The organism is Nonomuraea terrae, assembly GCF_044465245.1.
Lineage (GTDB): Bacteria > Actinomycetota > Actinomycetes > Streptosporangiales > Streptosporangiaceae > Nonomuraea > Nonomuraea terrae.
Window position 1 is genome coordinate 477,725 of record NZ_JBITLL010000004.1, and the last position, 26,627, is coordinate 504,351.

General features: G+C 71.4%; 20 protein-coding genes. 4 read left to right on the top strand and 16 right to left on the bottom strand.

Annotation, left to right across the window (positions count from 1 at the left end; translation table 11 throughout):
- Nucleotides 1–86: 86 nt before the first annotated feature.
- The 13 genes from ACIBP6_RS20530 to ACIBP6_RS20590 form a co-directional block, all read right to left on the bottom strand.
- Nucleotides 87–1,724 (bottom strand): ABC transporter substrate-binding protein, encoded by a 1,638-nt coding sequence (locus tag ACIBP6_RS20530; protein WP_397054292.1) that lies wholly within the window; start codon nt 1,722–1,724, stop codon nt 87–89.
- A 47-nt stretch (nt 1,725–1,771) separates the two neighbouring features.
- Nucleotides 1,772–2,647: a carbohydrate ABC transporter permease gene (locus ACIBP6_RS20535; RefSeq protein ID WP_397054294.1), complete on the bottom strand. Its 876-nt coding sequence runs from the start codon at nt 2,645–2,647 to the stop codon at nt 1,772–1,774.
- The gene (locus ACIBP6_RS20540) at nt 2,644–3,618 is read right to left on the bottom strand and encodes an ABC transporter permease (protein WP_397054296.1); all 975 of its coding nucleotides are present in this window, start codon (nt 3,616–3,618) and stop codon (nt 2,644–2,646) included. Before ACIBP6_RS20540 ends, ACIBP6_RS20535 begins: the two co-directional genes overlap by 4 nt.
- On the bottom strand, nt 3,615–5,975 hold the full coding sequence (locus tag ACIBP6_RS20545) for a beta-xylosidase/alpha-l-arabinosidase (protein WP_397054298.1): 2,361 nt from the start codon (nt 5,973–5,975) through the stop codon (nt 3,615–3,617). The genes ACIBP6_RS20540 and ACIBP6_RS20545 overlap by 4 nt, the downstream gene beginning before the upstream one ends.
- 295 nt (nt 5,976–6,270) lie before the next feature.
- Entirely contained in the window at nt 6,271–6,576 is a 306-nt protein-coding gene (locus ACIBP6_RS20550) for a hypothetical protein (RefSeq protein WP_397054300.1), read from the bottom strand.
- Complete coding sequence (locus tag ACIBP6_RS20555; RefSeq protein ID WP_397054301.1) at nt 6,573–7,241, bottom strand: response regulator; 669 nt, start codon at nt 7,239–7,241, stop codon at nt 6,573–6,575. The genes ACIBP6_RS20550 and ACIBP6_RS20555 overlap by 4 nt, the downstream gene beginning before the upstream one ends.
- Nucleotides 7,238–9,775 (bottom strand): sensor histidine kinase, encoded by a 2,538-nt coding sequence (locus tag ACIBP6_RS20560; protein ID WP_397054302.1) that lies wholly within the window; start codon nt 9,773–9,775, stop codon nt 7,238–7,240. Before ACIBP6_RS20560 ends, ACIBP6_RS20555 begins: the two co-directional genes overlap by 4 nt.
- A 1-nt stretch (nt 9,776) precedes the next feature.
- Nucleotides 9,777–10,619, bottom strand: a complete 843-nt coding sequence (locus ACIBP6_RS20565; protein WP_397054303.1) for a potassium-transporting ATPase subunit C — start codon at nt 10,617–10,619, stop codon at nt 9,777–9,779.
- Nucleotides 10,620–12,722: a potassium-transporting ATPase subunit KdpB gene (kdpB, locus tag ACIBP6_RS20570; protein WP_397054304.1), complete on the bottom strand. Its 2,103-nt coding sequence runs from the start codon at nt 12,720–12,722 to the stop codon at nt 10,620–10,622.
- The gene (gene kdpA, locus ACIBP6_RS20575; protein ID WP_397054306.1) at nt 12,723–14,384 is read right to left on the bottom strand and encodes a potassium-transporting ATPase subunit KdpA; all 1,662 of its coding nucleotides are present in this window, start codon (nt 14,382–14,384) and stop codon (nt 12,723–12,725) included. It abuts the gene before it with no gap.
- Entirely contained in the window at nt 14,384–14,473 is a 90-nt protein-coding gene (gene kdpF, locus ACIBP6_RS20580; RefSeq protein WP_080045909.1) for a K(+)-transporting ATPase subunit F, read from the bottom strand. Before kdpF ends, kdpA begins: the two co-directional genes overlap by 1 nt.
- A gap of 357 nt (nt 14,474–14,830) precedes the next feature.
- Nucleotides 14,831–16,225: a TROVE domain-containing protein gene (locus ACIBP6_RS20585; RefSeq protein WP_397054308.1), complete on the bottom strand. Its 1,395-nt coding sequence runs from the start codon at nt 16,223–16,225 to the stop codon at nt 14,831–14,833.
- Between the two features lie 197 nt (nt 16,226–16,422).
- A complete protein-coding gene (locus tag ACIBP6_RS20590; protein ID WP_397054310.1) occupies nt 16,423–17,820 on the bottom strand; it encodes a TROVE domain-containing protein in 1,398 nt (465 codons plus the stop codon).
- Nucleotides 17,821–18,274: 454 nt separating this feature from the next.
- On the opposite strand from ACIBP6_RS20590, the gene ACIBP6_RS20595 reads away from it, so the two are divergent.
- Nucleotides 18,275–18,844 (top strand): hypothetical protein, encoded by a 570-nt coding sequence (locus ACIBP6_RS20595; RefSeq protein WP_397054312.1) that lies wholly within the window; start codon nt 18,275–18,277, stop codon nt 18,842–18,844.
- Between the two features lie 63 nt (nt 18,845–18,907).
- Here the strand turns inward: ACIBP6_RS20595 and ACIBP6_RS20600 are convergent, their stop codons facing one another.
- Both ACIBP6_RS20600 and ACIBP6_RS20605 read right to left on the bottom strand, forming a co-directional pair.
- Complete coding sequence (locus ACIBP6_RS20600) at nt 18,908–19,672, bottom strand: class I SAM-dependent DNA methyltransferase (protein WP_397054314.1); 765 nt, start codon at nt 19,670–19,672, stop codon at nt 18,908–18,910.
- 15 nt (nt 19,673–19,687) lie between these two features.
- On the bottom strand, nt 19,688–21,016 hold the full coding sequence (locus ACIBP6_RS20605; protein WP_397054316.1) for an MFS transporter: 1,329 nt from the start codon (nt 21,014–21,016) through the stop codon (nt 19,688–19,690).
- Nucleotides 21,017–21,190: 174 nt separating this feature from the next.
- Between ACIBP6_RS20605 and ACIBP6_RS20610 the strand changes: the two genes are divergently transcribed.
- Nucleotides 21,191–21,766, top strand: coding sequence for a hypothetical protein (locus ACIBP6_RS20610; protein ID WP_397054318.1), 576 nt, complete (start codon nt 21,191–21,193; stop codon nt 21,764–21,766).
- Nucleotides 21,767–21,923: 157 nt separating this feature from the next.
- Here ACIBP6_RS20610 and ACIBP6_RS20615 read toward each other — a convergent pair whose 3' ends face one another.
- Nucleotides 21,924–22,637 carry an IclR family transcriptional regulator gene (locus tag ACIBP6_RS20615; RefSeq protein WP_397054320.1) on the bottom strand — a complete coding sequence of 238 codons (714 nt, stop codon included), beginning with the start codon at nt 22,635–22,637 and terminating at the stop codon, nt 21,924–21,926.
- An 86-nt stretch (nt 22,638–22,723) separates the two neighbouring features.
- On the opposite strand from ACIBP6_RS20615, the gene ACIBP6_RS20620 reads away from it, so the two are divergent.
- Together ACIBP6_RS20620 and ACIBP6_RS20625 are read left to right on the top strand one after the other, a co-directional pair.
- The gene (locus tag ACIBP6_RS20620) at nt 22,724–23,863 is read left to right on the top strand and encodes a pyridoxal-phosphate-dependent aminotransferase family protein (protein ID WP_397054322.1); all 1,140 of its coding nucleotides are present in this window, start codon (nt 22,724–22,726) and stop codon (nt 23,861–23,863) included.
- Nucleotides 23,860–26,625, top strand: a complete 2,766-nt coding sequence (locus ACIBP6_RS20625; RefSeq protein WP_397054324.1) for an FAD-binding and (Fe-S)-binding domain-containing protein — start codon at nt 23,860–23,862, stop codon at nt 26,623–26,625. The genes ACIBP6_RS20620 and ACIBP6_RS20625 overlap by 4 nt, the downstream gene beginning before the upstream one ends.
- The last annotated feature ends 2 nt before the right edge of the window (nt 26,626–26,627 follow it).

Genomic DNA, 26,627 nt, shown 5'->3' on the forward strand with positions numbered 1-26,627 from the left:
CCGAAGACGGTGCCGGCAACCGCTTTCCCCGCAGGATACCTCCGCAGCGGGCCGCCCCCGGACGGAGGCGGCCCGGTGCGGGACGGTCAGCCGTGCTCCTTCTGGAACCGGTCGCGGGCGGTGTTGACGAGGTTGATGTAGGTGGTGCTGTTCTTGGCCTCCAGCTCCTTGACGTAGGCGTCCCATTCGCCGAGGTCGCGCTCGCCGAGGACGAACCGGAGGGTGTTCTGGGTGACGTGGTCCTTCAGCGCCGTCTCCCAGAGGCTGGACTGCTCGCGTTCCTCCTCGGTGAACGGGTGCGGCGGCTCGACCGGCCATTCCTTCCTGGCGTTCATGACGGCCTGGAACTCCTTCTCCTCCTCGGAGAAGGTGGACTCCAGCAGCGTGGTGGGGCCGCCGTAGGCGAAGACGCCGTTGCCGAAGCCGAAGTCCTTCTGCAGGTGCTTGGGCGCGCCGGCGTTGAGGCCCACGTAGTCGACGTCGTCGGCCAGCTGGTAGGCGCCGTTCGCGTCCTTGGTGAACGTCGTGCCCTCGACGCCCCACTTGGCGAACTCCTGGCCCGAGTCGGAGTACCAGAGCCAGTCGATGAACTGCATCATCGCGACGAAGTTCTTGTTCTCCAGCGCCTCCTTGGAGATCATGATGCCGTTCTCCAGGCGGTCGGCGATCTTGTACTCACCGATCGGGCCGGTGGGCACCGGGATCTTCACGATCTTGGCGTCCGGGATGTTCTCGGTCAGCGGACCGCGGTAGTCGTTGATCAGCACCTGCGCGTTCGTGCTGATGACGAACGCCTTGCCGGAGACGAACTTCTGCTTGGCCGGATCGTCCTGCTGGGTGAAGCTCTCCGGGTCGAGCAGTTTCTCGGCGACCAGCTTGTGCAGGTACTCGATCATCTGCTTGTACTGCGGCATGGCGCCGGTGTAGACGAACTTCCCGGCGGCGGCGTCCCAGGTCGCGTGCTGGTACTCCCAGCCGGCCTGGGTGCCGTACGCCTGGGCGACGAGCTTGAACAGGTTGCCGCCCGGCGTCGGCACGCCCCACCGGTCCGTCATCGGGTACTGGTCGGGGTACTCCTCCTTCATCGCCTTGAGCATCGTGTAGAACTCGTCGTACGTCTTGGGGATCTCCAGGCCGAGCTTGTCCAGGATGTCGGTCCGCACCGCATACGAGTAGTCGGCCCAGCCCTTCTCGTGGATGCCGGGCAGCAGGTAGAAGCGCCCGTCCGCCTGCCGCAGCGTGTTCAGCTCGGGTTCGAGCCGCCACTTGGCGATCTTCTCCTTGAAGTTCGGCATCAGGTCGAGGTAGTCGCTGACCGGCAGGATCGCGCCGGAGGAGACGAACGCCTCCTCCTGCGGGTGGTACGTCTTCGGGATGATCAGCGGGGCGTCGCCGGCGCCGATGATGAGACCGCGCTTGTTCTCGTAGTCGCTGAGCGGCACGACCGTCGGGTTGAGCGTCACGTTGGTGCGCTTGGTGAGCTCCGACCAGAACAGCCAGTCGTTCTTGATCGGGTAGAACGAGTGGTTGTTGTACAGGATGGAGAAGTTCACCGGCTCTGTGGCCTTGAACTGCTGGCCGACGGCGAAGTTCGCCATGGCGCCGGCCTTGTTCGCCGTGCCGGCGTTCTGGCCCTGCGCCGGGGTTCCGTCCGAGCCGCAGCCCGCGAGGGCGAGGGCGAACGCGCCCAAACCGATTGCCTGACGCCGCGAAATCTCTCGCATGGGGGGTTCCTTTCCGGTGATTTGCGCTGGTTGGAGGCGTCGGAGCGCTAACCCTTGACCGCGCCGAGCATGACGCCGGAGACGAAGTACCGCTGGACGAACGGGTAGATCGCGAGGATCGGCAGGACGGTGAGCACGATCGTCACCGACTTGATGTTGGCGGCCGCCTGCGTCACGTCGGCCACCGCGGCCCCGGCCCCCTCGGCGCCCGTGGCTCCGGCGATGAGGTTGCGCAGGTAGACGGTGACCGGGAACAGCTCGGTCTCGTTCATGTAGAGGAACGCCGAGAACCACGAGTTCCAGAACGACACGGCGTAGAACAGCACCATCGTGGCCATCACCGCCTTCGACAGCGGCAGCACGATCCGCCACAGGATGCCGTAGGTGTTCAGGCCGTCGATGGAGGCGGCCTCCTCCAGCTCGTCCGGCAGGCTCTCGAAGAACGCCTTCATGACGAGCAGGTTGAAGACGCTGATCGCGTTGGGCAGGGCGATGGCCCAGATCGAGTTCTTCAGCCCCAGGCTGGTGACCAGCACGTAGTTGGGGATCAGGCCGCCGTTGAAGAACATGGTGAAGACCGCGATCCAGATGAGGAAGGTGCGGCCCTTCAGGTGTCTCTTCGACAGCACGTACGCGTAACAGGTGGTCAGCACCATCGCGATCAGCGTGGCGACGACCGTGTAGACCACCGTGTTGCGGTAGTTGATCCAGAACATCGGGTCCGAGCCGACGATCTGGTACGTCGTCAGGTTGAACCCCTTGGGGATGAGGTTCACCTGGCCCGACAGGATGTAGCGTTCGTCGCTGAACGACTGGGCGACGATGTTGACGAACGGGTACAACGTCGCGACCACGACGACGGCGAGGATGACGGCGTTGAAACCCTGAAATATCCGGTAGCCCCGGGTCATCTGGTGGGTCACCACAGGCTCGTCCCAACTGTGCGCTTGGAGATGACGTTCGCCGAGATGATGAGGGTGAGGCCGATCAGCGCCTCGAACAGGCCGATGGCCGCGGCGTAGCTCATGTTGCTCGACTGCACGCCCATCCGGTACACGTACGTGGAGATCACGTCACCGGTCGGGTAGGTCAGCGGGTTGTACAGCAGCAGGACCTTCTCGAAGCCCACCGCCATGAACGTCCCGATGTTGAGGATCAGCAGCGTGACCGCGGTCGGCCGGATGCCGGGCAGGGTCACGTGCCAGATCTGCCGCCACCGGCTGGCACCGTCGATCTTGGCGGCCTCGTAGAGCTGCTCGTCGATGGTGGTCAGCGCGGCCAGGTAGAGGATCGTGCCCCAGCCGACCGTCTGCCAGATCTCGGAGGAGACGTAGATCGTGCGGAACCACTCCGGCCGCTGCATGAACGAGATCGGCTCGCCGCCCGCCATCTGCAGGATCTGGTTGACCGGCCCGTCGAGCGACAGGAACTGCATGACGATGCCGGCCACGACCACGATCGACAGGAAGTGCGGCAGGTACGACACCGACTGCAGGAACCGCTTCATCTTCCGGTTCCTGACCTCGTTGAGCAGCAGCGCCAGCACGATCGGCAGTGGGAAGCAGAACAGCAGGGTCAGCCCGCCGAGGACGAGGGTGTTGGTGAAGACGTTCCAGAACGTGGGGTCGTTGAGGAACATCCGCACATAGCGGAGCCCCACCCACTCCTCGCCGAAGATGTTGCCGCCGGGCTCGAACTTCCGGAAGGCGATGATGTTCCCCAGCATGGGGGCGTACCGGAAGATGAGGAAGAACAGCAGCGGGAGGATCACCAGCGAGTACAACTGCCAGTCGCGGCGCAGCGCCCGCCGCCAGGAGCCGCCGCGGCTCGTGCGGCGCCCGGAATCGGGCCGCTCCTCGAGCGTCTCCGGTTCCAGCGTGTCGGCCGTGGTCATCCTCCGCCCTCCGGGGTGTCGCGATCGATGCGCGCGGGCACCTCGAGCCGGCGCGCGTGACCGACCTCGCGCTCGGCGCCGACCAGGCGCAGCGGCAGCGCCGCCGCCACCTCGGCGCTGGAACGGCCGAGCCGCAGCTCGACGTCGCCGGGCTCGACGACGCGCCGGCCCTTGACCCCCGTGAACGACGTGGCGTCCGCCGGGACGGTGAACGTCACGCGCGCCGACTCCCCCGCCGCCAGCGGCACCCTGGCGTAGCCGACCAGCCGGACCACCGGCCTGGTCGTCTGCGCCACCGGGTCGTGCAGGTAGAGCTGGACGACCTCGGCCCCGTCGCGGGCGCCGGTGTTGCGCACGGTGACCTCGACGGCCACCTCCCCGTCCACCGGCCAGGCCGTGTCGCCGCCGGTCACCCGGGCGTCGCTCCACTCGAACGTCGTGTAGCTCAGCCCGTGCCCGAACGCGTAGGCCGGCGTCGGGTCGACGGACGACACCCCCGAGCGGCGGCCGAGCGGCGGCGCCAGGTAGGTGGCGGGCAGGCCGCCGGCGTCGCGCGGCACGCTGACGGGCAGGCGTCCCGACGGGTTGACCGCTCCGGTCAGCACCTCGGCGAGGGCCTGGCCGCCGCGCTGGCCGGGGAAGAAGCCGTAGACGACGGCCTGTGCCGCGTCGGTCTCCTGGCCCAGCGCGTACGGGCGGCCGGCCAGCAGCACGAGCACGACCGGCGTGCCCGTCGCGAGCACGGCGCTGACCAGCTCCGCCTGCACGCCGGGCAGGCGCAGGTCGGCGGCGTCGCAGCCCTCGCCGGAGGTGCCCCGCCCGAACAGCCCGGCCCGGTCGCCGACCGCGAGCACGCACACGTCGCTCGCCGCGGCGAGCGCGGCCGCCTCCGCGATGCCGGAGGTGTCGTCGCCGGTGATGTCGCAGCCCCGCGCGTACGCCAGGTCCGGGATCCGGGCGGCGAGCTCGGCGCGCAGCGTCGGCAGCTCGACGCCGAGCCCCTGCTCGGGGTGCGGGCCGACGTGCGCGGGGAAGGTGTAGCAGCCGAGCATCGCCATCGGGTCGTCGGCCAGCGGCCCCACCAGCGCCACCCGGCCGCCGGGCGCGAGCGGCAGGACGCCGGAGTTGCGCAGCAGCACGACGGACTCCCTGGCCAGGCGCAGCGCGAGCTCGGCGCTCTCGTCGTCGTCGAGGCGCACCTCCTCGGCCGGTCCCGGCAGCGGCTGCCAGCCGTCGTCCAGCAGGCCGAGCTCGGCCTTCTGGATCAGGACGCGGCGCACGGCCCGGTCGACCAGCGCCTCGTCCACCGCGCCCGCCTTGACCGCCTCGACGAGCGGCGTGCCGAACGTGTCGACGGTGGGCAGTTCGACGTCGATCCCGGCGCGCAGCGCCAGCCCGGCCGCCTCTCCCCCGTCGGCCGCGACGCCGTGCAGGCGTTCGAGGAAGCGGACCGCGAAGTAGTCGGAGACGACGGTGCCGGCGAAGCTCCACTCGTCCCGCAGCAGGCCGGTGAGCAGGCTCTCGTCGGCGGCGACGGGCACGCCGTCGATCTCGGCGTAGGAGTTCATGACGGACCTGGCGCCGCCGAGGCGCAGGGCCATCTCGAACGGCGGCAGCAGCACGTCGGCCAGCTCGCGGCGGCCCATGGGCACGGGGGCGAGGTTGCGCCCGCCGCGGGAGGCGGAGTAGCCGGCGAGGTGTTTCAGCGTCGCGACGATGCCGGCGCCCTCCAGACCGCGCACGTAGGCCGTGCCGACCGTCCCGACGAGGTAGGGGTCCTCGCCGATCGTCTCCTCGGTACGGCCCCAGCGGTAGTCGCGGGTCACGTCGAGCACCGGAGCCAGGCCCTGGTGCACGCCCGCGGCGCGCATGGACCGGCCGATCCGCGCGGCGACCTGCTCCACCAGGGCGGGGTCGAAGGACGCCCCCCAGCTCAGCGGCGCGGGGTAGACGGTCGCCCGCCAGGCGGCGAACCCGGTCAGGCACTCCTCGTGCACCTGGGCCGGGATGCCGAAGCGGCTGGCCGCCACGATCTCCGCCTGCGACGCGGCCAGCGACCGGGCGCCCGCGACCGGGTCCACGGGGGCGGTGCCGAACGGGCGGGTCAGCTGGCCGAGCCCCTGGCGGATGGCGTCCTGCCAGACCGGGCCCGGGCTCATGTCGGTCTGGTGCGGGGCGACGCCTCCCCCTGACGCGTCGGCGCCGACCCACAGACCCACGAGCTGGGCGACCTTCTCTTCCAGGGTCATGAGCGGGATGAGCGCGTCGGCCCGCTCAGCGGGGGTCAGGTGCGAGTCCCGCCACCGTTCGTTTTCGCCGGATGCCGAGCCTGTGTCGATGGGTACCTGGGCCCTCATGCCATCCCTTCGCGCTATGCCGGCGTCGCGCCGCGAGGTGAGCGTGGGATGTTACGCGGGGCGTGACGCCGAAACTTTCAAGAAGATCTGCTTAATATTGCGGCAACATATGGGCCCTCCTGAGGCCTGTCAAGAGTGCTGCAAACTGGTACGTTTCCGGTTCATCCCCTTGCCGGTCGGGGACTTTCCGGCGCAGGTCAGCGCCCGAAGAGAACGTTAACTTTCCCGAAAGTTTCGGAAAGTGTCGAGGCCGGACAATGTCACCGAATTCGGCGCTTGCCGTACACGGTGCCGGTCACCGCGTACGGCGCTTGCCGTACACGGTGCCGGTCGCCGCGACGACCACGAGCACCGCCAGGACGACGGGGGCGCGGCCGAGCCGTTCAGTGCCGAGGAAGAAGGCGGTCACGAGCGCCCACGCCATGACGGCCGTGCCGACGGCCGCGGTGAGATCCCTGACGCAGACCGCGTACAGGAGCACGAGGAGGGTGACCACGGCGACCCGGGAGCCGGACGCGGCGTCCGGGGCGGACAGGACGGCGATGACGCAGCTCGCCACCGCGACCAGGAAGCCGCAGCCGAACCACCGCGCCGGAGTCACGGCCGGAACCGGTAGCCCATGCCGGGCTCGGTGATGAGGTGCACCGGGTGGGCGGGGTCGCGTTCCAGTTTCTTGCGCAGCTGGGCCATGTACTGGCGCAGGTAGTGGGTCTCCTTGACGTGCCCGCTGCCCCAGACCTCGGCCAGCAGCAGCCGCCGCGGGATGAGCTTGCCCGGGTTGCGCACCAGGATCTCCAGGATGTGCCACTCGGTGGGCGTGAGCCGCAGCCCTCCCGAGATCGTCTTGCCGGTCAGGTCCACCGTGCGGTCGCCGATCCGGACGCGGGCGAGCTCCGCCTCCTGGACGGCGGCGCGGCGGGAGACGGCCCGGATACGGGCCAGGAACTCCTCGATGCCGAACGGCTTGGTCACGTAGTCGTCGGCGCCCGCGTCGAGAGCCTGGATCTTGTCGCGGTTCCCGGCCCGGCCGGACAGGACGACGATGGGGATCCGCGTCCAGGCGCGCAGCCCGTGGATGACCTCGATGCCGTCGAGGTCGGGCAGGCCCAGGTCGAGCACGATCAGGTCGGGGCGCCAGTCGGCCGCCGCGCGCAGCGCGGAGGCGCCGTCCGTGGCGACCGCGACGTCGTAGTGGCGGGCGGCCAGGTTGATGCGCAGCGCCCGCACGATCTGCGGCTCGTCGTCCACCACGAGGATCCTGGTCACCGGGTCACCGCCCTGGAGGCGATCGGCAGGATCACCGTCATGGTGAGCCCTCCTCCTGGAGTCTCCTCCGGGACGAGCGCGCCGCCCATGGCCTCGGTCAGCCCGCGCGAGAGCGCGAGCCCCAGGCCCATGCCGGCGCCGTTGTCGCGGTCGCCGAGTCGCTGGAACGGCTGGAAGACCCGGTCGTGGGCCTCGGGCGGGATGCCGGGGCCGCGGTCGACGACGCGGATCTCGACGTGCTCACCGTGCCAGCTGGCGGTGAGCAGGACCCGCCGGCCGGGCGGGCTGTGGCGGACGGCGTTGGTCAGCAGGTTGACCAGGACACGTTCGAGCAGCGCGGGGTCTGCGGCGATCTCGGGGAGTTCGACGGAGATGTCGCCTTCGACGCGGTCGCGCAGCGGCCCGAGGTCCTCGACGGCGCGGGGCACGACCTCCTCCAGCGCGACGGGGTGCAGGGAGAGCCCGAGCACACCGGCCTGGAGGCGGCTCATGTCGAGCAGGTTCTCCACCAGCCGGACGAGCCGGGCCAGCGACTCGTCGGCGGTGGCGAGCAGTTCGTCGCGGTCGTGCGGCGACCACTGCACGTCCTGGCTGCGCAGGCTCTCGACCGCGGCCTTGGCCGCGGCCAGCGGGGTGCGCAGGTCGTGGCTGACGGCGGCGAGCAGCGCGGTGCGCATCTTGTCGGCCGCGGCCAGCGGTTCGGCGCGGGCCGCCTCCTCCTGGAGGCGTTCCTGGCGCAGCGCGACGGCGGCCTCGGCGGCGAACGCCTCCAGCACCGGCCGGTCGCTGGCGTCCAGCAGCGGGCCGCGCGCCGCGAGCACCAGCGTGTCGCTGATCACCACGTCGTTGTCCGCGGCCTTCGGGCAGGTGCACGGGGCCGGGCCGGAGGTCGCCACGACGCGCCAGGCGGCCGGCTCGGCGTGGTCGTCGGGGGCGGGTTCGCCGACGCGCTCGAGGAGCGTGACCGACTCCAGCGCGAACGTCTCGCGCAGGCGGGCGAGCAGCGAAGGAAGTGCGGCCTCGCCGCGCAGCACGTGCCCCGCCAGCGTGGACAGCGCCCCGGCGTCGGCGCTCGCCCGGGCGGCCTCCCGGGTACGGCGGGCGGCGAGGTCCACGATCGTGCTCACGGCCGCCGCCACCAGGACGAACACGACCAGCGCGAACAGGTTCTCCGGATCGTTGATCGTGAACCGGCCCATCGGCGGGGTGAAGAACCAGTTCAGCACCAACGACCCGCCGATGGCGGCGGTGATCGCCGGCCACATCCCGCCCGCCAGCGCGACGCCGACCGTCAGGCAGAGGAAGAACAGGATCTCGCTCGGCAGCGACACCACCTCGCGGAACGGCACGAGTGCGGCGGTCAGCAGCGGCATCCCGGCCACCGCCAGCACCCAGCCGGCCACCCGGCGCTTGCGGGTCAGCGCGGCACGCGCGCGGGCCGGGCGCCGCCGTCCCATCCTGACCTCCTCGTGGGTGATCATGTGGACGTCGATCGAGCCGGAACGGGCGATGGTCTCGACTCCGACGCCGCGCGAGAAGAGCTGCGCGAACCGGCCGCGCCGGGAGGCTCCCAGGACGAGCTGGGTGGCGTTCACACCCCGGGCGAAGTCGAGCAGCGCGCGCGGGATGTCGTCGCCGACGACCTGGTGGTAGGTGCCGCCCAGGCTCTCGGCCAGTGTGCGCTGGCGGGCCAGGTTCGCCGGATCGGCTCCCGCCAGGCCGTCGGCGCTGGTCACGTGGACGGCCAGCAGGTCGGCGCCTTTGCTGCGGGCCGCGATCCGCGCCGCCCGGCGGACGAGCGTGTCGCCCTCCGGGCCGCCGGTCAGCGCCACCACCACCCGCTCGCGGGCCTCCCACGTGGCGGCGATGCCGTGCTCGGCGCGGTAGCGGTCGAGCTGCTCGTCGACTTTCCCGGCCACCCAGAGCAGGGCGAGCTCGCGTAACGCGGTGAGATTGCCGACGCGGAAGTAGTTCGCCAGCGCCGCGTCGACCTTCTCCGGCGCGTAGACGTTGCCGTGGGCCATCCTGCGGCGCAGCGCCTCCGGCGACATGTCGACCAGCTCGACCTGGTCGGCCCGCCGCACCACCTCGTCGGGGACGGTCTCGCGCTGCGGGATGCCGGTGATCTGCTCGACGACGTCGTTGACCGACTCCAGGTGCTGGACGTTCACCGTCGAGATGACGTCGATGCCGGCGTCGAGGATCTCGTCGACGTCCTGCCAGCGTTTGGCGTTCTTCGAGCCCGGCACGTTCGTGTGCGGGAGCTCGTCGATGAGCGCGACCTTCGGGGCGCGCTCGATGACGGCCTCGACGTCGAGCTCGGTGAAGGTGGCCCCGCGGTAGACCACGGTCTTGCGCGGGATCACCTCCATGCCCGCCAGCAGGGCTTCCGTGCGGGGGCGGCCGTGGGTCTCGACGTAGCCGACGACCACGTCCCGGCCGCGTTGCCGGGCGCGACGGCCTTCGCAGAGCATCGCGTACGTCTTGCCGACCCCCGGCGCGGCGCCGAGGTAGACCCGCAGCCGCCCCCGCATGTCAGGACCCGTCGAGGGCGAGGTTGAGTTCGAGCACGTTGACGACGGGCTCGCCCATGAAGCCGAGCGCGCGGCCGGTGGTGTGCTCGCCGATCAGCGCCTTCACCTGCTCGACCGGCATCCCGCGTTCCCTGGCCACGCGGGCGGCCTGCAGGTCGGCGTAGGCGACGGAGATGTGCGGGTCCAGGCCGGAGCCGCTGGCCGTCACCGCGTCCGCGGGCACCTCCGGCGGTCCCGCGTTGCCGCGGATCGGCACGGTCCTGCCCGCCGCGTAGTCCTCGCCGGGCTGGGCGCACTCCACCTTCAGCCCCTGGTAGGCGGTGATGAAGGGGGTGGCCGGGCAGGCCTGGTTGACGCTGACGGCCCGGTCCGGGAACACCTTCAGCACCGCGCCGACGCCGTCCGGCGTGCAGTAGGGGCGGGCGCCGCTGACGCCCTCCAGCTCGCCGACGGCCTTGGAGCGGGCGCACACCTGGGTGAGCAGCGACTGCCTGCCCTGGTCCTCGGCGCCGGGCACCGGCAGGGTGTCGATGACGTCCTCGGGGCCGAGGTTGCTCGCGGCCGTGGAGGTGGGGTCGTAGCCGTCGCCGGCGGCCGACGGGCGGGACTGGAAGTACGTCCTGATCGGGTTGCCGTCGGCGTCGGTGAACGACTGGCCGACGAGCGAGCTGCCCACGACCGTGCCGTTCCTCTCGATGAGCGAGCCGTTGGCCTTGCCGTTGAAGACCGCCTGGGCCACGCCGGTGGCGGCCAGGGGGTAGATGACGCCGGTGACCACCGTGAGCACGAGCACCGCGCGCAGGGCGGCCACGTGCTGGCGGATCCAGCTGGGCATGCGTTCCATTTATGACATCCCCGGAAGGAACTGGATGATGAGATCGATGATCTTGATGCCGACGAACGGCGCCACGATGCCGCCGAGCCCGTAGACGTACAGGTTCCGCGACAGCAGCTTGGAGGCGCTCGACGGCCGGTACCGCACGCCGCGCAGCGCCAGCGGGATCAGCGCCACGATGACGAGCGCGTTGAAGATCACCGCGGACAGGATCGCCGACTGCGGGCTCGACAGACGCATGATGTTGAGCGTGTCCAGGCCCGGGTAGACCGCGGCGAACATCGCCGGAATGATCGCGAAGTACTTCGCGATGTCGTTCGCGATCGAGAACGTCGTCAGCGCGCCCCGGGTGATCAGCAACTGCTTGCCGATCTCCACGATCTCGATGAGCTTCGTCGGGTTGGAGTCGAGGTCCACCATGTTCCCGGCCTCCTTGGCGGCGGAGGTGCCGGTGTTCATCGCCACGCCGACGTCCGACTGCGCCAGTGCCGGGGCGTCGTTGGTGCCGTCACCGGTCATCGCGACCAGCCGGCCGCCCTCCTGCTCCTTCCTGATCAGCGCGAGTTTGTCCTCGGGGGTGGCCTCGGCCAGGAAGTCGTCCACCCCGGCCTCGTCGGCGATCGCCTTCGCGGTCAGCGGGTTGTCACCGGTGATCATCACCGTCCGGATGCCCATCCGGCGCATCTCGTCGAAGCGCTCCCGCATCCCCTGCTTGACCACGTCCTTCAGGTGGATGACGCCGAGCACCCGGCCCTTCTCGGCCACCACCAGCGGCGTCCCGCCGGAGGCGGAGACGCCGTCCACGATGTGGCCGATGTCGTCGGTGGGGTGGCCGCCGGCGTCGCGCACCCACTTCATCACGGCGGTCGCCGCGCCCTTGCGGACCTCGCGGCCGTCCAGGTTCACCCCGGACATGCGGGTCTGCGCCGTGAACGGCACCCAGTCGGCGCCGTGGATCTCCCGCTCCCGCAGCCCGTAGCGCTCCTTGGCGAACACCACGATCGAACGCCCCTCCGGCGTCTCGTCGGCCAGGCTCGACACCTGCGCGGCCTCGGCCAGCTCCGCCTCGGTGATGCCGGCGACGGGAACGAACTCGGCCGCCTGCCGGTTGCCCAGCGTGATCGTGCCGGTCTTGTCCAGCAGCAGCGTGGACACGTCCCCGGCGGCCTCGACCGCGCGGCCGGACATGGCCAGCACGTTGCGCTGCACCAGGCGGTCCATCCCGGCGATGCCGATCGCGGACAGCAGCGCCCCGATCGTCGTCGGGATCAGGCACACGATCAGCGACACCATCACGATCCCGGTCACGCCGTCCGCCGTCAGCGCGAGCGAGTCCGGCACGCCCGGGTTGATCGACTTGGAGTAGATCGCCAGCGGCTGCATCGTCGCCGTCGCGATCAGGAAGATGATCGTCAACGCGGCCAGCAGGATGTTCAGCGCGATCTCGTTCGGCGTCTTCTGCCGGTTCGCGCCCTCCACGAGGGCGATCATCCGGTCGACGAAGCTCTCGCCCGGTTTCTGGGTGATCTTCACGACGATCCGGTCCGACAGCACCTTCGTGCCGCCGGTCACCGCGGACCGGTCACCGCCGGACTCGCGGATGACGGGGGCGGACTCCCCGGTGATGGCCGACTCGTCCACCGACGCGATCCCCTCGATCACGTCGCCGTCACCGGGGACGACCTCACCGGCCTCCACCACGACGACGTCACCCTGACGGAGTTCGGTCGCTCCGACGACCTCCCACTCGTCCGGCGCGCGGCGCGTCAGTCGGCGCGCGGTGGTGTCGCGCTTGGCCGCGCGCAACGTCGCGGCCTGCGCCTTGCCCCGCCCCTCGGCCACGGCCTCGGCCAGGTTCGCGAAGATCACCGTCAGCCACAGCCACACCACGATGGCCCACGCGAACACCGACGGGTCCGCGATCGCCAGCACGGTGGTGAAGACCGCGCCGATCTCCACGATGAACATCACCGGGTTGTGCCACAGCGTCATCGGGTTCAGCTTGCGCAGCGCGTCCGGCAGCGACCGGATCATCTGCTTGGGGTCGAGCAGACCGCCGCCCACCGGGCCGTTCTTCTTGGGCGCGGGTGCCTCGAGCACGTGCGTTGACATCTAGAGAAGTCCTTCTGCGAGCGGCCCGAGCGCCAGGGCCGGGAGGAACGTGAGGGCGACGAGGATCACCGTCACGCCGACGAGCATGCCCACGAACTGCGGCCGGTAGGTCGGCAGCGTGCCGGCCGAGGCCGGGACGGGCCTCTGCTCGGCCAGCGACCCGGCCAGCGCCAGGACCAGGACGATGGGCACGAACCGGCCGAACAGCATGCACAGGCCCAGCGTGGTGTTGTAGAAGGGGGTGTTCACGCTGACGCCGGCGAAGGCGGAGCCGTTGTTGTTCGACGCCGAGGTGTAGGCGTAGAGGATCTCCGACAGGCCGTGCGGGCCGGTGTTGAGCATGGCGGCCCGGCCGTTGCTGGTCGCCATCGCCACCGCGGTGCCCACCAGCACCAGGACGGGCATGACGAGGAAGTACGCCGAGGCGAGCTTGATCTCGCGCGCGCCGATCTTCTTGCCCAGGTACTCGGGGGTGCGGCCGACCATCAGGCCCGCCACGAAGACCGTGATCACGGCGAGGACGAGGATGCCGTACAGGCCCGCGCCGACGCCGCCGGGCGCGACCTCGCCGAGCAGCATGTTGACGATCAGCATCCCGCCGCCGATGGCGGTGTAGGAGTCGTGGAAGGAGTCGACCGCGCCGGTGCTGGTCAGGGTGGTGGCGGTGGCGAACAGGCCGGAGTTGGACACCCCGAAGCGGGCCTCGCGGCCCTCCATCGCCTGCCCGATGGCCTGCGGCACGGTGCCGTTCGCGCTGAGCTCGGACCAGTTGGTGACGCCGATGCTGACGATCGCGATGACCGCCATCACGCTGACGATCGCGTACCCCTGGCGGTTGTCGCCCACCATGCGGCCGAACGTGCGCGGCAGGCAGGCGGCGATCACGGTCAGCAGGAAGATCTCCAGCAGGTTCGTCCACGACGTCGGGTTCTCGAACGGGTGGGCCGAGTTGACGTTGAAGATGCCGCCGCCGTTGGTGCCGAGGTCCTTGATGACCTCCTGCGAGGCGGCCGCGGCCGGGGTGAAGGTCTGCTCCCCACCGGTCAGCGTGGTCCACGTGCTGTGGTCGGCGAACGTCTGGATCGCGCCGCCGGCCACCAGCACCAGCGCCGCGACGAACGCGATCGGCAGCAGGATGCGGATCGTGCCCCGCACGAGGTCCGCCCAGAAGTTGCCGAGAGTGTCGCTCCTCTTGCGGGCGAAGCCGCGGACCAGGGCGATGGCCACCGCCATGCCGACGGCCGCCGAGACGAAGTTCTGCACGGCCAGGCCCGCGGTCTGCACCACGTGGCCCATCGTGGACTCGCCCGAGTAGGCCTGCCAGTTGGTGTTGGTGACGAAGCTGACCGCGGTGTTCCAGGCGAGCGCGGGCTCGACCGGCTCCATGCCGAGCGACAGGAACAGGTGCGACTGCAGGCGCTGCAGGGCGTAGAGGAACAGCAGGGACAGCAGCGAGAAGGCCAGCACGCTGCGGGCGTACGCGCCCCAGCGCTGCTCGACGTCGGGCTTCACCCCCACCAGACGGTAGATCACCCGCTCCACGGCCAGATGCCGGGTGCCGGTGTAGACGCGGTACATGTAGTCGCCCAGCGGCTTGTAGCACAGGGCCAGGGCGAGCAGCAGGGACGCGATGAACAGGATCCCTGCCAGGGTCGACGACATCAGAAGCGCTCCGGGAACAGCAGGGCCGCGACCATGAAGATCACCAGGCCGGCGACCACGACCAGGCCGGTGGCGTTGACGGCGCTCACAGGCGCTCCACCGCCTTGACGACCAGCCCGAAGATCGCGAAGGAAGCGATCGTCAGGGCGACGAAGATGACGTCGGTCATCCCCACTCCTCAACTCGGAAAAGACGTTCCAGTCGCCTGAGCAGGCGGCTGCAAACTAAAGGAAATACCGCGTGATAAGCGGTTTTGCCGGTCTTGACGGCTTCCATACGGGCCAGTCCCGAATATTGACGCGATCCCTACGCATGGATGACGGCATTCGCCGGCGGATGCCGTCACGGTGGACGCCATTCAAACCCGCGGTGTCGCATCTCACGGTGGATTCATGACACGAAAAGACACACCCGACGGCGGACCCGGAATTGACGCGTGACCGATTTCAGAACGGCCAGTCCGCGGTGCGGGCCATCTCGACGTGCGGGATCGCGGCGAACGAGCCGGGGGTGACGTCGGTGAGCACGTGCTCCTGGCCGGGGCCCGCGACGGCCTCGGCGGCCTCGGCCGCCCGGTCGGGGTGGGTGAGGACGATGATCCGGTCGTACCCGCCGGCGTGCTCGCGGATGACGCGCGCCGGACTCGCCGAGCCCCCCGCGCCGTCGCCGAGGCGGGCCAGCACGGCCGTCAGCGGCTCTCCCGGACGGACCAGAACGGAGACCTCGCTCGTGCCGAGGACGACCACCCGCGCGTGGGCGGCGCGGCAGGCGAGCGCGGCCCCGGTCACCGTGGCCGCCTCCGCCCTGGTCAGCCCGCCCTCCGCGGGTCCGGACATCAGGTCGCCGCGGTCGACGACCACGAGCGTGCGGCCGGCCAGCGCCGGGACGTTGGCCGGCGACAGCTCCAGCGCCGGCCGCAGCGCCCGGCTCCAGCGCGTGCCCGGCACCGACCGCAGGGCGGCGTACACCTCCAGCGGCGTCACGCCGGAGCGCAGCACGCACGCGGGCGACGCGAGTTCGTGGGCCACCCGTTCGGCGCATTCGGCGTCCAGCCCGTCGCGGTCGAAGTCGGCCAGGTGGGCGAGCCGGTCGCGGTACGGCATCGACCCGGCCACCGCCGCCCAGGCGGGGCCGGTCATGGTGCCGAGCAGCCAGCGTCGCACGGCGTCCCAGCTCATGGCGGCTTCGGCGAGCGCGCTCGGGGCGTGCGGGCGTTCGAACAGGGCATGGCGGCGGGCGGGCGGGATCCAGTAGAGGGCGCGCCGGGCGCGCAGCAGCGGCAGCGACTCGGGGATGTCGTCGAAGTCGCCGCGCCTGCGGGAGATCGCGTGGCGGAAGACGGCCGCCTGCGCGGGCCCGCCGGGAGCCGGGTGGGTCAGCGCGAGGACGTCGGCGAAGCGCAGGGAGGCGCCGGGACTGTCGTACGTCGCCAGGGCCCGTTCGTCGTAGAGCCGGACGACGGCGTCCGCGACGCCCCGTTTGAGCGGCTGCGGCAGGGCTCTGCCGTACCAGTGGAGCCAGTAGGCGAGCAGCTCGCCCGGCTCGTCGGCGCGGCGCAGGCACTGGTCGAGCAGTTGCCGGGAGCCCGTGACGCCGGTGTCCAGCCGGGCCTGCACGAGCTCGGCCACGGTGGCCAGCCGCAGGTGGCGCAGCGCGTCATGCCGGGCTGTCCAGGCGGTCATCCGCACCAGCCAGGCTTCGTCGGCGCGGGCCAGCCGGGTCGCGAGCGCGACGTGACGCGCGGACGGCACGCGGGCGCGGGCGTCCCCGAGCGCCCTGGCCACCAGCAGGAAGAGCTCTTTCCGGTACGTGTGCACGTTCGTCGAGGCGCGAGTGGTCATGGCGGCCTGCACTCCCTTCGGAAATGGGAAAGAGCCTCCCGAGAAGGGCGGCCGCCGGCGACCCGGCGGGTGCCGGGCGGCCGGGGCCAAGAGCGCATCGGGAGGCCCTGTGCCGCGGCGGTCAGGGCCGCGGCGGGGTTCAGCCGTTCGTGGGCTGGTGGCCGTGGTGGGCCTGGTGCTTGCGGCGGCTGCGTTTCCTACGCGCGCGCTTGGACATCGTTCTCCTTTCCGAACAGGCACGCGCCGGCGCGGGCCTGCTCGATGGCGGGGATCGCGGCGAACCAGCCGTCGCCGGCGTCGGTGATGACGTGCCAGGATCCGGCCGGCTCGACGGCCGCGTCCGGATGGGTCAGGACGATCACCCGGTCGTGCCCGCCGGCATGGGCGTGCACGGCCTCCGCCGCCGGGTGATCGCCCGCGGGCTCGTGGAAGCGATCCACCGACTCCAGCAGTGAGCCGCCGATGTCGACCCGTCCGGCCGCGGGCCCGAACTGGACGACCTCCACCGACGGCGAGCGCAGCGCGAGCGCGGCGGCGACGGCCGCGGCGGCGTCGGCCCTGGTCAAACCCCCGTCGCGGCGGGCCATCGCCGCGCCGCGGTCCACCAGGACGAGCGTCCGGCCCTCCAGCGCGGGCACCTGGCCCAGCGCGTGCCCGAGGGCCCGGTCCAGGGCCGCGGACCAGCGCGAGCCGGGGACCGCCCGGCAGGCGGCCAGGATCTCCAGCGGCAGCGCGCCGCCCCGCCGTACGGAGATCTCGTCGGCGAGCTCCGCGCAGAGCCGGTCGGCCACCGCACCGCTCAGCCCGGCGCCGTCGAGAGCGCTCAGGACGGTCAGCCGCTGCCGGTACGTCATGGACGGCAGCACCACCGCCCACGCCTTGGCGGTCATCTCGCCGCCGAGCCAGACGGCCACCTGCTCCCAGTCCATCCTGGCCACGGCCAACAGGGCGGCCGCGTCGGGCCGCTCCAGCGCCCGGTGCCGCCTGGCGGCCGGCAGGTCGTGCAGCTCGGCACGGGCTCGCAGGGTCGTCAGCGACTCCGGCACGGGACGTTCGCGCTTGAGGCGCCGGGCGGCGTACTGGAAGACGTCGTTCTGCGCCTTGCCGGACGGTTCGGGATGGGTGAGCGCGATCACCTCGGCGAAGCGCATGGCGGCCCGCGGGGTGTCGTGGACGGCCAGGGCGTGCTCGTCGTAGAGGCGTTCGGCGGCGTCCGCGACGGCCTGTCTGATCGGCTTGGGGATCGACCGGCCGTACCGGCCGATCAGGTAGGCCAGCAGGTCGCCGGGGTCCTCCGGGCGCAGCAGCACCTCGCCGCCCAGCCGGCGGGCCTCGGCCGAGGTGGCGAGCCTGGCGGTCAGCCGGGTGCGCAGGTATTCGGCCGCGGCGGCCAGCGCCAGCAGGCGCAGCGCCGGCTGCCTGCGGGTCCAGCCGATGAACGCGCTCATCCAGGCGTCGTCGGCGGCCAGCGTGGCGACCGGCCCCGCGAGCCGGTCGCCGAGCTCTCCGGCACGCCGGTCGGCCAGGGCGCGGGCGGCCAGCAGGAAGAGCTCGCTCCTGGCGGCGGTCACCGCTGAAGGCTGGGGTGTGGTCATCGGCCCTTCTTCACGAAAGAGGGAAGAGGCCTCCCACGTCGGCGATCAATGGGATTCCGGTTGCGCCACAATCCGGAATCGTCGCCATCCGCGGGAGGCCCCGAGGAGGCACCGCGGATCTCGCGGTGCGGCGTGGAGAGTCATCCCACGCCTGTGTGTCCGTGCTCCGTGACACACCATCGGACGGGTCGCCGGAGATGGTGACGGCGCACAACGCTGCGGCGGGGTCGTGCCGTCATTTCTTCTCCTTTACCCGTCCGGCGACCTCCACCATGTCCGGGTCCCGAATGCCGGGGCAAGAATTTTGACACCATGCCTACGCGTAAAAGACGCGAAAAACGCGCCCGCGTTGAATGAGACCCCTCTAATGCTCGTCTCACGGAACGGCAATGGCCGGTCGAGATGCTTCTGGTGGCCGGGGAGAGCCCGGCCGGAGCTGACGAAGGGGACCGACATGAGAATGATCAAGCTGACCGTGGCCGGCGCCGTCCTGGGCACGGTGCTCGGGAGCATGGCCCTGGCCTCGCCGGCCCACGCCGACACCCGCACCTGCTCGGGCACGATCCGCTCCGCCTCCGTCGACGACGTCCGGGTCCCGAAGGGCGCCCGGTGCACCCTTCTCGGCACCAGGGTCGACGGCAACGTCAAGGTGGCGAGCGACGCCACCCTGGTCGCCCGCGGCGTGCGGGTCGACGGCGACATCCAGGCCGACGACGCCCGCTCGGTCTCGGTGAGCAGCGGCTCGCAGGTCGACGGCAACATCCAGATCGAGGACACCGGCGTCGTCACGGTGCTGTCGACCCGGGTCGACGGCGACATCCAGCTGGAGGACAACCGCCGCTCGGTGCGCGTCGAGGGCAACCGCGTCTCCGGCAACGTCGAGGTGGAGGAGAACCGCGGGAGCGTGCGGGTCCAGCGCAACGCCGTCCGGGGCGACCTGGAGTGCGAGAGCAACCGCCGCGGAGTGTCCGGGGGGAACAACTCCGTGCGCGGCGACAAGGAAGGCCAGTGCCGCCGCCTCTGACGGCGCTCCTCCCCTGACGACCGCCCCGGGCGCCCCGCACGGCCCCGGGGCCGCTCGTACGCGCTAGGCGGGAAGGCGGTAGACGGAGACGTGGGAGCGCGACTCGGCGGTGAACTCGGCTCCCGACCAGTCGGCGTGCCGGCTCTCCAGCTCGAAGCCGGCCAGCTGCCCCATGAGGTCGAGCTCGGCCGGCCAGATGTAGCGCTGGGGGGTGCGGAAGAGCGTGGCCTGCCGGCCGTCGCCGAAGCGGAAGTGGTGGGAGACGAGGTGCTGGCGCACCACGTCGTAGGTGTCGATGCCGAGGTAGCCGGGTTCGCTGGTGAAGACGAAGCCCTGCTGGCCGGGGGGAAGGATACGAAGTTCGGGCACGCCCAGCTCGATCACGAACCGGCCGCCCGGCTCGAGGTGGCGGGCGGCGTTGCGGAAGCATTCGACCTGCTCGGCCTGGGTGAGCAGGTTGGAGATCGTGTTGAAGACGAGATAGACGAGCGTGTACGTGCCCGGCGCGGTGGCGGTCGCCATGTCGCCGTTGACGACGGGGATGGCCGACTCGTCCGCCTTGGTGCGCAGCTGGTCGATCATCGGGCGCGACAGCTCGATGCCGGTGACGGGCACGCCCCGCCCGGCGAGCGGCACGCCCACCCGGCCGGTGCCGATGGCGAACTCCAGCGCCCGGCCGCCGCCCGCCAGCTCGGCCAGGCGGTCGACGGTGGGCCCGAGCACGTCGGGGGCGAACATGCCGGTGCCGGGGGTGTCGTAATGCTGGGCGGCGTAGGCGTCCCAGATGTCCTCCTGTCGCATGCCGCCCACGATGTCCGCGGGCGGCATGCGCTGTCCACTGATTTAACGTCCGCTCGGTTCCGCCTCGTCGTACTCGACGGCGTAGTCCTGCCGCGAGCGGTCCTTGAGCAGGTACGCCGCCACCACGCTGATCAGGGCGCAGACCGCCATGTAGACGGCGATGGCGAAGGAGCTCTGATACGTCTCGTACAGCCAGACCGCGATCAACGGGGCCGGGCCGCCGGCTGTCACCGAGGCGAGCTGGTAGCCGAGGGAGGCGCCGCTGTAGCGCAGCCGCCCGGTGAAGCTCTCGGCGATGAACGTCGCCTGCGGGCCGTACTGGATGTCGTGGATGGGCGCGGCCAGCACGATGGCGAGGAAGACCAGCGCCGGCACGCGGGTGTCGAGCAGCGGCCAGTAGACGAACGACCACGCCACCATGAGGGCGGCGCCGACGATGTAGAGCTTCCTGCGGTTCACCAGGTCGGAGATGTAGCCCCAGAACGGCACGGTGACCAGCGAGACGAGGCCGGCCACGATGACGTACAGATAGACGTCCGACGCCTCGAAGCCGAGGGTCCTGGTGGCGTAGGTGAGGATGAAGACGGTGAAGATGTAGAACGGCGCCTGCTGGCCGGTGCGCAGCAGCGCGCTGAGCACGATCTCGCGCCAGTTCTTCTTGATGACCTCGCGCACGGGCACGCGCTCGATCTTGTTCTCGCGCAGCACCTTCGCGAAGACGGGCGTCTCCAGGATGCCGAGCCTGATGTAGAGACCGACGCCGGCCATGACGATGCTGAGCAGGAACGGGATGCGCCAGCCCCAGTACGGGTCGAGCGGCTGGAAGATCTGCAGGCCGACGTAGCCGAGCACGAGCCCGACGGGCACGCCGAACTGCGGCCAGCTGCCGAGGAACCCGCGCCGGCGGCCCCGGGTGTCGCCCCACTCGGTGGCCAGCAGCACCGAGCCGCCCCACTCGCCGCCGACGCTGATGCCCTGCAGCAGGCGGAGCAGGGTGAGCAGGATGCCGCCCCAGATGCCGATCTGGTCGTACGTCGGCACGAGGCCGACGAGCGCGGTGGCGACGCCCATGGTCATCAGGGTGATGATCAGGGTGGCCTTGCGGCCGATGCGGTCGCCGTAGTGGCCGAAGATCGCCGCGCCGATCGGACGGGCGGCGAAGCCGCCGAAGTACGTGCCGAGGGCGAGCAGGAGGCCGGTCGTGGGGTCGCTGTTGGGGAAGAACAGCTCCGCGAAGATGGTGCTGGCCGCGAAGCCGTAGAGGAAGAAGTCGTACCACTCGATCGAGGTGCCCACGGCGGAGGCGACCACCGCCCGGGTGAGCTGCCGTTTTCTCTCGGGGCCTGTCGCGTCGGGTTCGTGCTCAGTCATCTACCGCACCTCCGGTAGCTCCCGCATTACCGGTGACGGTACATCAGAGTTGATCGCCGGTCACGGGCCTGAAATCTCGCGGAATGCGGCTGTGCCGGGCATGCCGGACGGCGCTGGTTCAGAGGCACTTCTCCGGGTACCCATGGGGCAACGCTGTGAGGAGGGCATGAGCCGATGCGTCCCATCGTCACCGCCATGACCGTGCTGGCCCTGGCGGCCACCGGGTGTGCCGCCGCGGGATACGACACCCTGCGGCCGCCGCCGAACGAAGGCGCCAACGGCGGCGTGACAGGCACGGTCTCCGTACGCAACGCCTTCCTGGTGGGCGGCTCGGACCCGGCCTCTCCCCCTCCTCAGCAGCCGCTGTTCGCCGTGCTGATCAACGAGAGCGCCCGCCCGCAGCGCCTGGAGCGGATCACCGTCGAAGGCGGCGGTTCCGTGCAGCTCGCCGGGCCGCTCACGCTGCCGCCCAACCAGCCGGTCGGCACCGGCAGTCAGCCGATCGGCACGGTCACCGGCGTGCGCGGCACGACGGTGCCGATGACGTTCACCTTCTCCGACGGGAGGTCGACGCGGCTGATGGTGCCGGTCAAGCGGCGCGCGGGAGACTTCGCCCAGCTGCCCACCGCGCCCGCGGGCCCGCCGTCGCCCACCAGCCCGGCCACCGCGCCGCCGAGCCCGGCGGGGTCGCCGAGCCCCGCCGGATCGCCCAGCCCCGCGGGGTCGCCGAGCCCGTCGCCCACCGGCTGACCTGATCGGCCCGCGGTTCACCCGCACGGCACGACGGCGCGATGCGGCTACGTCCCGTGGGCAGCGGCGCGCGTCCGGGACGCCGCCGGCCGCCTGCGACGGCATGACAGTGGAGCTCTGAGCCCTGCCCACGGGTCAGCGGGCTCGGGAGCGGCGGTCAGCCGAGAGAGTCGGTGAGCGTGCCGGCCGCCTGGGTGACGAGCTTGCCGTACTGCGCGCGCAGGTCCTCGGTCATGCGGCTGGCCGGGGTCGAGACGCTGAGACTGGCGATCGGGGCGCCGTCCGGGCCGAGGATCGCGGAGGCGACGGCGGCGATGTCGGCGCGCCACTCCCCGCGGTTGTCGGCGTACCCGCGCGCCCTGACCGCCTCCAGCTCGGCCCGCAGCGCCCGCGCGTCCGTGATCGTGGTCTCGGTGTACGCCGGCAGCTCGTCGAGCCTCCTGCCGAGGTGGGCCAGCACGGCCTTGCCGTTGGCGGAGGCGTGCAGCGGCAGCCGGATGCCGAGCGGCAGCACGATGCGCAGCGGCTTGTCGGTCTCCAGCCGCTCGATCAGCACGACCGCCTCGCCCTCGGGGACCATCAGGTGGATGGTCTCGCCGGTGCGCTGGCGCAGCTCCTCCATGACGGGCACGGCCGCGTCGCGCAGCCCCAGCTCGGTACGGCGGGCGACCTGTAACGCCTTGCTGGTGACCTGCCAGCGGGTGACCTCGCCCCCGGCGGGCCGGATCCAGCCGGCCTCGTGCAGCGTCCTGAGCGAGCGCTGCACCGTGCTCTTGGGCAGCCCGAGCAGGCGGGCCAGCTCGCCCACGCCGATGGGCTGGCGGGCGGAGACCTCTTCGAGCACGCGAAGGGCGGTGATCACGTTCCGCACATTGACTCCTTCCTGAGGCGATCTTAAGGTTAGTGAACCGTACGACGGCACGGTGTGCCGTGACATGGCACAGAGGGGAAGAGACAGTGGGCCGGCATTTCCTGCAGATCCCCGGGCCGACCAACGTTCCCGACCGGGTGCTGCGCGCGATCGCCCAACCCACGATCGACCACCGGGGGCCCGAGTTCGCCCGGCTCGCCTCCGAGCTGCTGGAGCGGCTGAAGGGCGTCTTCCAGACCGCCGGTCCCGTGGTCGTCTACCCGTCGTCGGGCACGGGCGCGTGGGAGGCGGCGCTGGTCAACACGCTGTCGCCGGGCGACAAGGTGGTGGCGTTCGAGACCGGGCACTTCTCCACTCTGTGGTGCGAGATGGCCGCCCGCCTGGGGCTGGTCGTCGACCTGGTGCCGGGCGACTGGCGGCACGGCGCCGACCCCGACGCCCTCGCCGAGCGCCTGACCCCCGACGTCGCCGCCGTCATGGTGGTGCACAACGAGACCTCGACGGGCGTGCGCAGCCGCGTCCCCGAGATCCGCGCCGCCCTCGACCGGGCCGGGCACCCGGCGCTGCTGCTGGTCGACACGATCTCGTCGCTCGGCTCGATGGACCACCGCCACGACGAGTGGGGCGTGGACGTCACCGTCGGCTGCTCGCAGAAGGGCCTCATGCTGCCGCCCGGCATCGGCTTCAACGCGGTCAGCGACAAGGCCCTCGCCCATCGCGGGCGGCTGCCCCGCTCCTACTGGGACTGGGAGCCGATCATCGAGGCCAACCGGCGCGGCTTCTACCCGTACACACCTCCCACCAACCTCCTGTACGGCCTGCGCGAGGCGCTGATCATGCTGGAGGAGGAGGGTCTTCCCGCCGTCTTCGTCCGGCACGACCGGCACGCCGAGGCGACCCGGCGCGCCGTGCGGGCGTGGGGGCTGGAGGTGCTCTGCGCCGACGAGCGCGAACACTCCAGCTCGCTCACCGCCGTGCTCATGCCCGAGGGCCACGACGCCGACGCGGTCAGACGGCTGATCCTGGAGCGGTACGACATGTCGCTCGGCACCGGCCTGGGCCGGCTCGCCGGACGCGTCTTCCGCATCGGGCACCTCGGCCACTTCAACGACCTCATGCTCGCGGGCACGCTGAGCGGGGTCGAGATGGGCCTGGCCGCTGCCGGCGTGCCGATCAAGGAGGGCGGCACGCGGGCGGCGCTGGCGTACCTGGAGGGCGGACGATGAGCCTGGCGCGCACGCTGGCCCCGCTGATCGCGGGCGACGTCCGCGACGACCCGTACACCCGGCACCTGTACTCCTCCGACGCCAGCATGTACGCCATCGAGCCGCTCGCGGTCGCCTTCCCCCGGCACGCCGACGACGTCCAGTCGCTGGTCGTGGCCTGCGGCGAGCTTGGGGTGCCGCTGCTGCCGCGCGGCGCGGGCACCAGCCTGGCCGGGCAGACGGTGGGCGCGGCCGTGATCGTCGACTTCTCCCGGCACATGAACCGCATCCTGGAGATCGACGGCCGCACCGCCCGCGTCCAGCCCGGCGTGGTGCAGGACCAGCTCAACCGGGCGGCCCGCAAGCACGGGCTGATGTTCGGGCCCGACACCTCCACCAGCAACCGCGCCACGATCGGCGGGATGATCGGCAACAACTCCGCCGGCAGCCACTCCGTCCTGTACGGCTCCACGATCGACCACGTCGAGGCACTGCGCGTGGTGCTCGCCGACGCCACCACCCCCGACCTGACCACCGACACCCGGCTGAACACGGCGGTCGCCGAGGTGCTGCGCGGCGTGGACCTGTCGGGGTTCCCGCGCTTCTGGCGGCACTCGGGCGGCTACCGCCTCGACGCCGCCGCCCGCGACGGTCTGACGAAGCTGATCGTCGGCTCCGAGGGCACCCTCGCCGTGGTCACCGAGGCCACGGTGAGGCTGGTGGACCGGCCGCGCGCCAAGGCCATCGCCGTCGGCCACTTCACCTCCACCGCGGCCGCCGTCGCCGCCACCGCCGACGCCCTGTCCTTCGGCGCCGCCTCGGTCGAGCTGCTCGACAAGGCCATCCTCGACCTGTCCAAGCAGCGCGTCGACTACGCCGGGCTCGGCGACATCCTGGAGGGCGAGCCGGAGGCGCTGCTGTTCGTGGAGTTCTTCGGCGACACGCCGCGCGAGGTGGCCGACCGGGTCGACAAGCTGGCCGCCACCTGGAAGTCCGGCGGCCACGGCTACCACACCCTGCGGGCTGTCACCGGAGAGCAGCAGGCGGCCGTGCTCAAGGTGCGCAAGGCCGGGCTGGGCCTGCTCATGGCCTCCAGCGTGGGCAGCCGGCGGCCGCTGGCGTTCGTGGAGGACACCGCCGTGCCGCCGGAGCGGCTGCTGCCGTACGTCGAGGAGTTCGCGCAGATCCTCGACCGGCACGGGCTGCGGGCCGGCTTCTACGGCCACTGCTCGGTGGGCTGCCTGCACATCCGCCCGTTCGTCGACCTGCGCGCGCCCGGCGAGATCGGCACGATGCGCGCGGTCGCCGAGGAGATCGCCGAGCTGGCCGCCCGGCACGGCGGCGTGAACTCCAGCGAGCACGGCGACGGCCTGGCCCGCTCGGAGTTCAACCGCCGGCTGTTCGGCGACCAGATCTACGAGGCGATGCGGCAGGTCAAGCGTATCTTCGACCCGCACGACCGGCTCAACCCCGGCAAGATCGTCGATGCGCCGCCGATGACCGAGCACCTGCGCGACCCTGCACAGCCCGAGCCGCGCCCGCTGGCCACGACGCTGACCTTCGCCGGCGGCATGCACGCCGCCGCCGACCGGTGCATGAACGTCGGCGTGTGCCGCAAGGACGACACGGGCGTCATGTGCCCGTCGTACATGGGCACCCGCGAGGAGGAGCACTCCACCCGGGGCCGGGCCAACGCCCTGGTCAAGGCCCTGTCGTCGCCCGACCCGCGGCAGGCGATGGGCGACGAGCGGCTGCACGGCATCCTCGACCTCTGCCTGGAGTGCAAGGCGTGCCAGTCGGAGTGCCCGCTCGGGGTCGACATGGCCGCGATGAAGAGCGAGTTCCTCCACCAGTACCAGGAGATCCACGGCGTGCCGCTGCGCGCGCGGGTCTTCGGCGCGATCAGGACGCTCAACCGGCTCGGCTCGGCCACCGCACCGGTGTCGAACTGGCTGGCCGGCGCCGTGCGCGGCCCGCTCGGGCTGAGCCGCCGCCGCCCGCTCCCCCGCTTCCACCGCGACAACCTGCTGCGCTGGTACGCCCGCCGCCCGGCTTCGCGCGGCACCCGCGAGGTCATCCTGCTCGCCGACTCCTTCACCACCTTCAGCGAGCCCGCGATCGGGCGGGCCGCCGTCGAGCTGCTGGAGCGCGCCGGCTACCGCGTACGCCTGGAGTCCGAGGGCTGCTGCGGCCGTTCCAGCATCTCCAAGGGCCTGCTCGACCAGGCGCGGACGATGGCGGAGGCGATGGTCACCCGCCTGGCCGCCTCGGACGCGCCGATCGTCGGCCTGGAGCCGTCCTGCCTGCTGACGCTGAAGGACGAGTACGCCGCGCTGCTGCCCGGCGACCCGCGCGTCCGGCAGGTGGCGGCGCGCGCCCGGCTCGTCCCCGAGCTGCTGAGCGAGGCGATCGACGACGGCTCGCTCGTGCTCGGCGACGCGCTCCGCGGACGCACCATCCTGCTGCACGGCCACTGCCACGAGAAGGCCGTCACCGGCACCGCCGCCACACGCGGCCTGCTGTCCAGGATCCCCGGAGCGGAGGTGACCGAGATCGACGCCGGCTGCTGCGGCATGGCCGGATCGTTCGGCTTCGAGGCCGAGCACTACGACCTGTCCATGAAGATCGGCGGCCTCCGGCTCTTCCCGGCGATCGCCGAATCCTCACCCGACACCCTGCTCGCGGCCACGGGGGTCTCGTGCCGCCAGCAGATCGCCCACGGGGCGGGCCGCGCCGCCCGCCACCCGGTCGAGCTCGTCCATCGGGCGGCCGGCATGCCATAACG

Bases quoted from the DNA above. Each gene is read 5' to 3' on its own strand.
- ACIBP6_RS20590 (WP_397054310.1), bottom strand. From the start codon at position 17,820: ATGACCACACCCCAGCCTTCAGCGGTGACCGCCGCCAGGAGCGAGCTC.
- ACIBP6_RS20610 (WP_397054318.1), top strand. From the start codon at position 21,191: ATGCGTCCCATCGTCACCGCCATGACCGTGCTGGCCCTGGCGGCCACC.
- ACIBP6_RS20565 (WP_397054303.1), bottom strand. From the start codon at position 10,619: ATGGAACGCATGCCCAGCTGGATCCGCCAGCACGTGGCCGCCCTGCGC.
- ACIBP6_RS20530 (WP_397054292.1), bottom strand. From the start codon at position 1,724: ATGCGAGAGATTTCGCGGCGTCAGGCAATCGGTTTGGGCGCGTTCGCC.
- ACIBP6_RS20600 (WP_397054314.1), bottom strand. From the start codon at position 19,672: ATGCCGCCCGCGGACATCGTGGGCGGCATGCGACAGGAGGACATCTGG.
- ACIBP6_RS20540 (WP_397054296.1), bottom strand. From the start codon at position 3,618: ATGACCACGGCCGACACGCTGGAACCGGAGACGCTCGAGGAGCGGCCC.
- ACIBP6_RS20625 (WP_397054324.1), top strand. From the start codon at position 23,860: ATGAGCCTGGCGCGCACGCTGGCCCCGCTGATCGCGGGCGACGTCCGC.
- ACIBP6_RS20595 (WP_397054312.1), top strand. From the start codon at position 18,275: ATGAGAATGATCAAGCTGACCGTGGCCGGCGCCGTCCTGGGCACGGTG.
- ACIBP6_RS20545 (WP_397054298.1), bottom strand. From the start codon at position 5,975: ATGAGGGCCCAGGTACCCATCGACACAGGCTCGGCATCCGGCGAAAAC.
- ACIBP6_RS20560 (WP_397054302.1), bottom strand. From the start codon at position 9,775: ATGCGGGGGCGGCTGCGGGTCTACCTCGGCGCCGCGCCGGGGGTCGGC.
- ACIBP6_RS20605 (WP_397054316.1), bottom strand. From the start codon at position 21,016: ATGACTGAGCACGAACCCGACGCGACAGGCCCCGAGAGAAAACGGCAG.
- ACIBP6_RS20585 (WP_397054308.1), bottom strand. From the start codon at position 16,225: ATGACCACTCGCGCCTCGACGAACGTGCACACGTACCGGAAAGAGCTC.
- kdpB (WP_397054304.1), bottom strand. From the start codon at position 12,722: ATGTCAACGCACGTGCTCGAGGCACCCGCGCCCAAGAAGAACGGCCCG.
- kdpA (WP_397054306.1), bottom strand. From the start codon at position 14,384: ATGTCGTCGACCCTGGCAGGGATCCTGTTCATCGCGTCCCTGCTGCTC.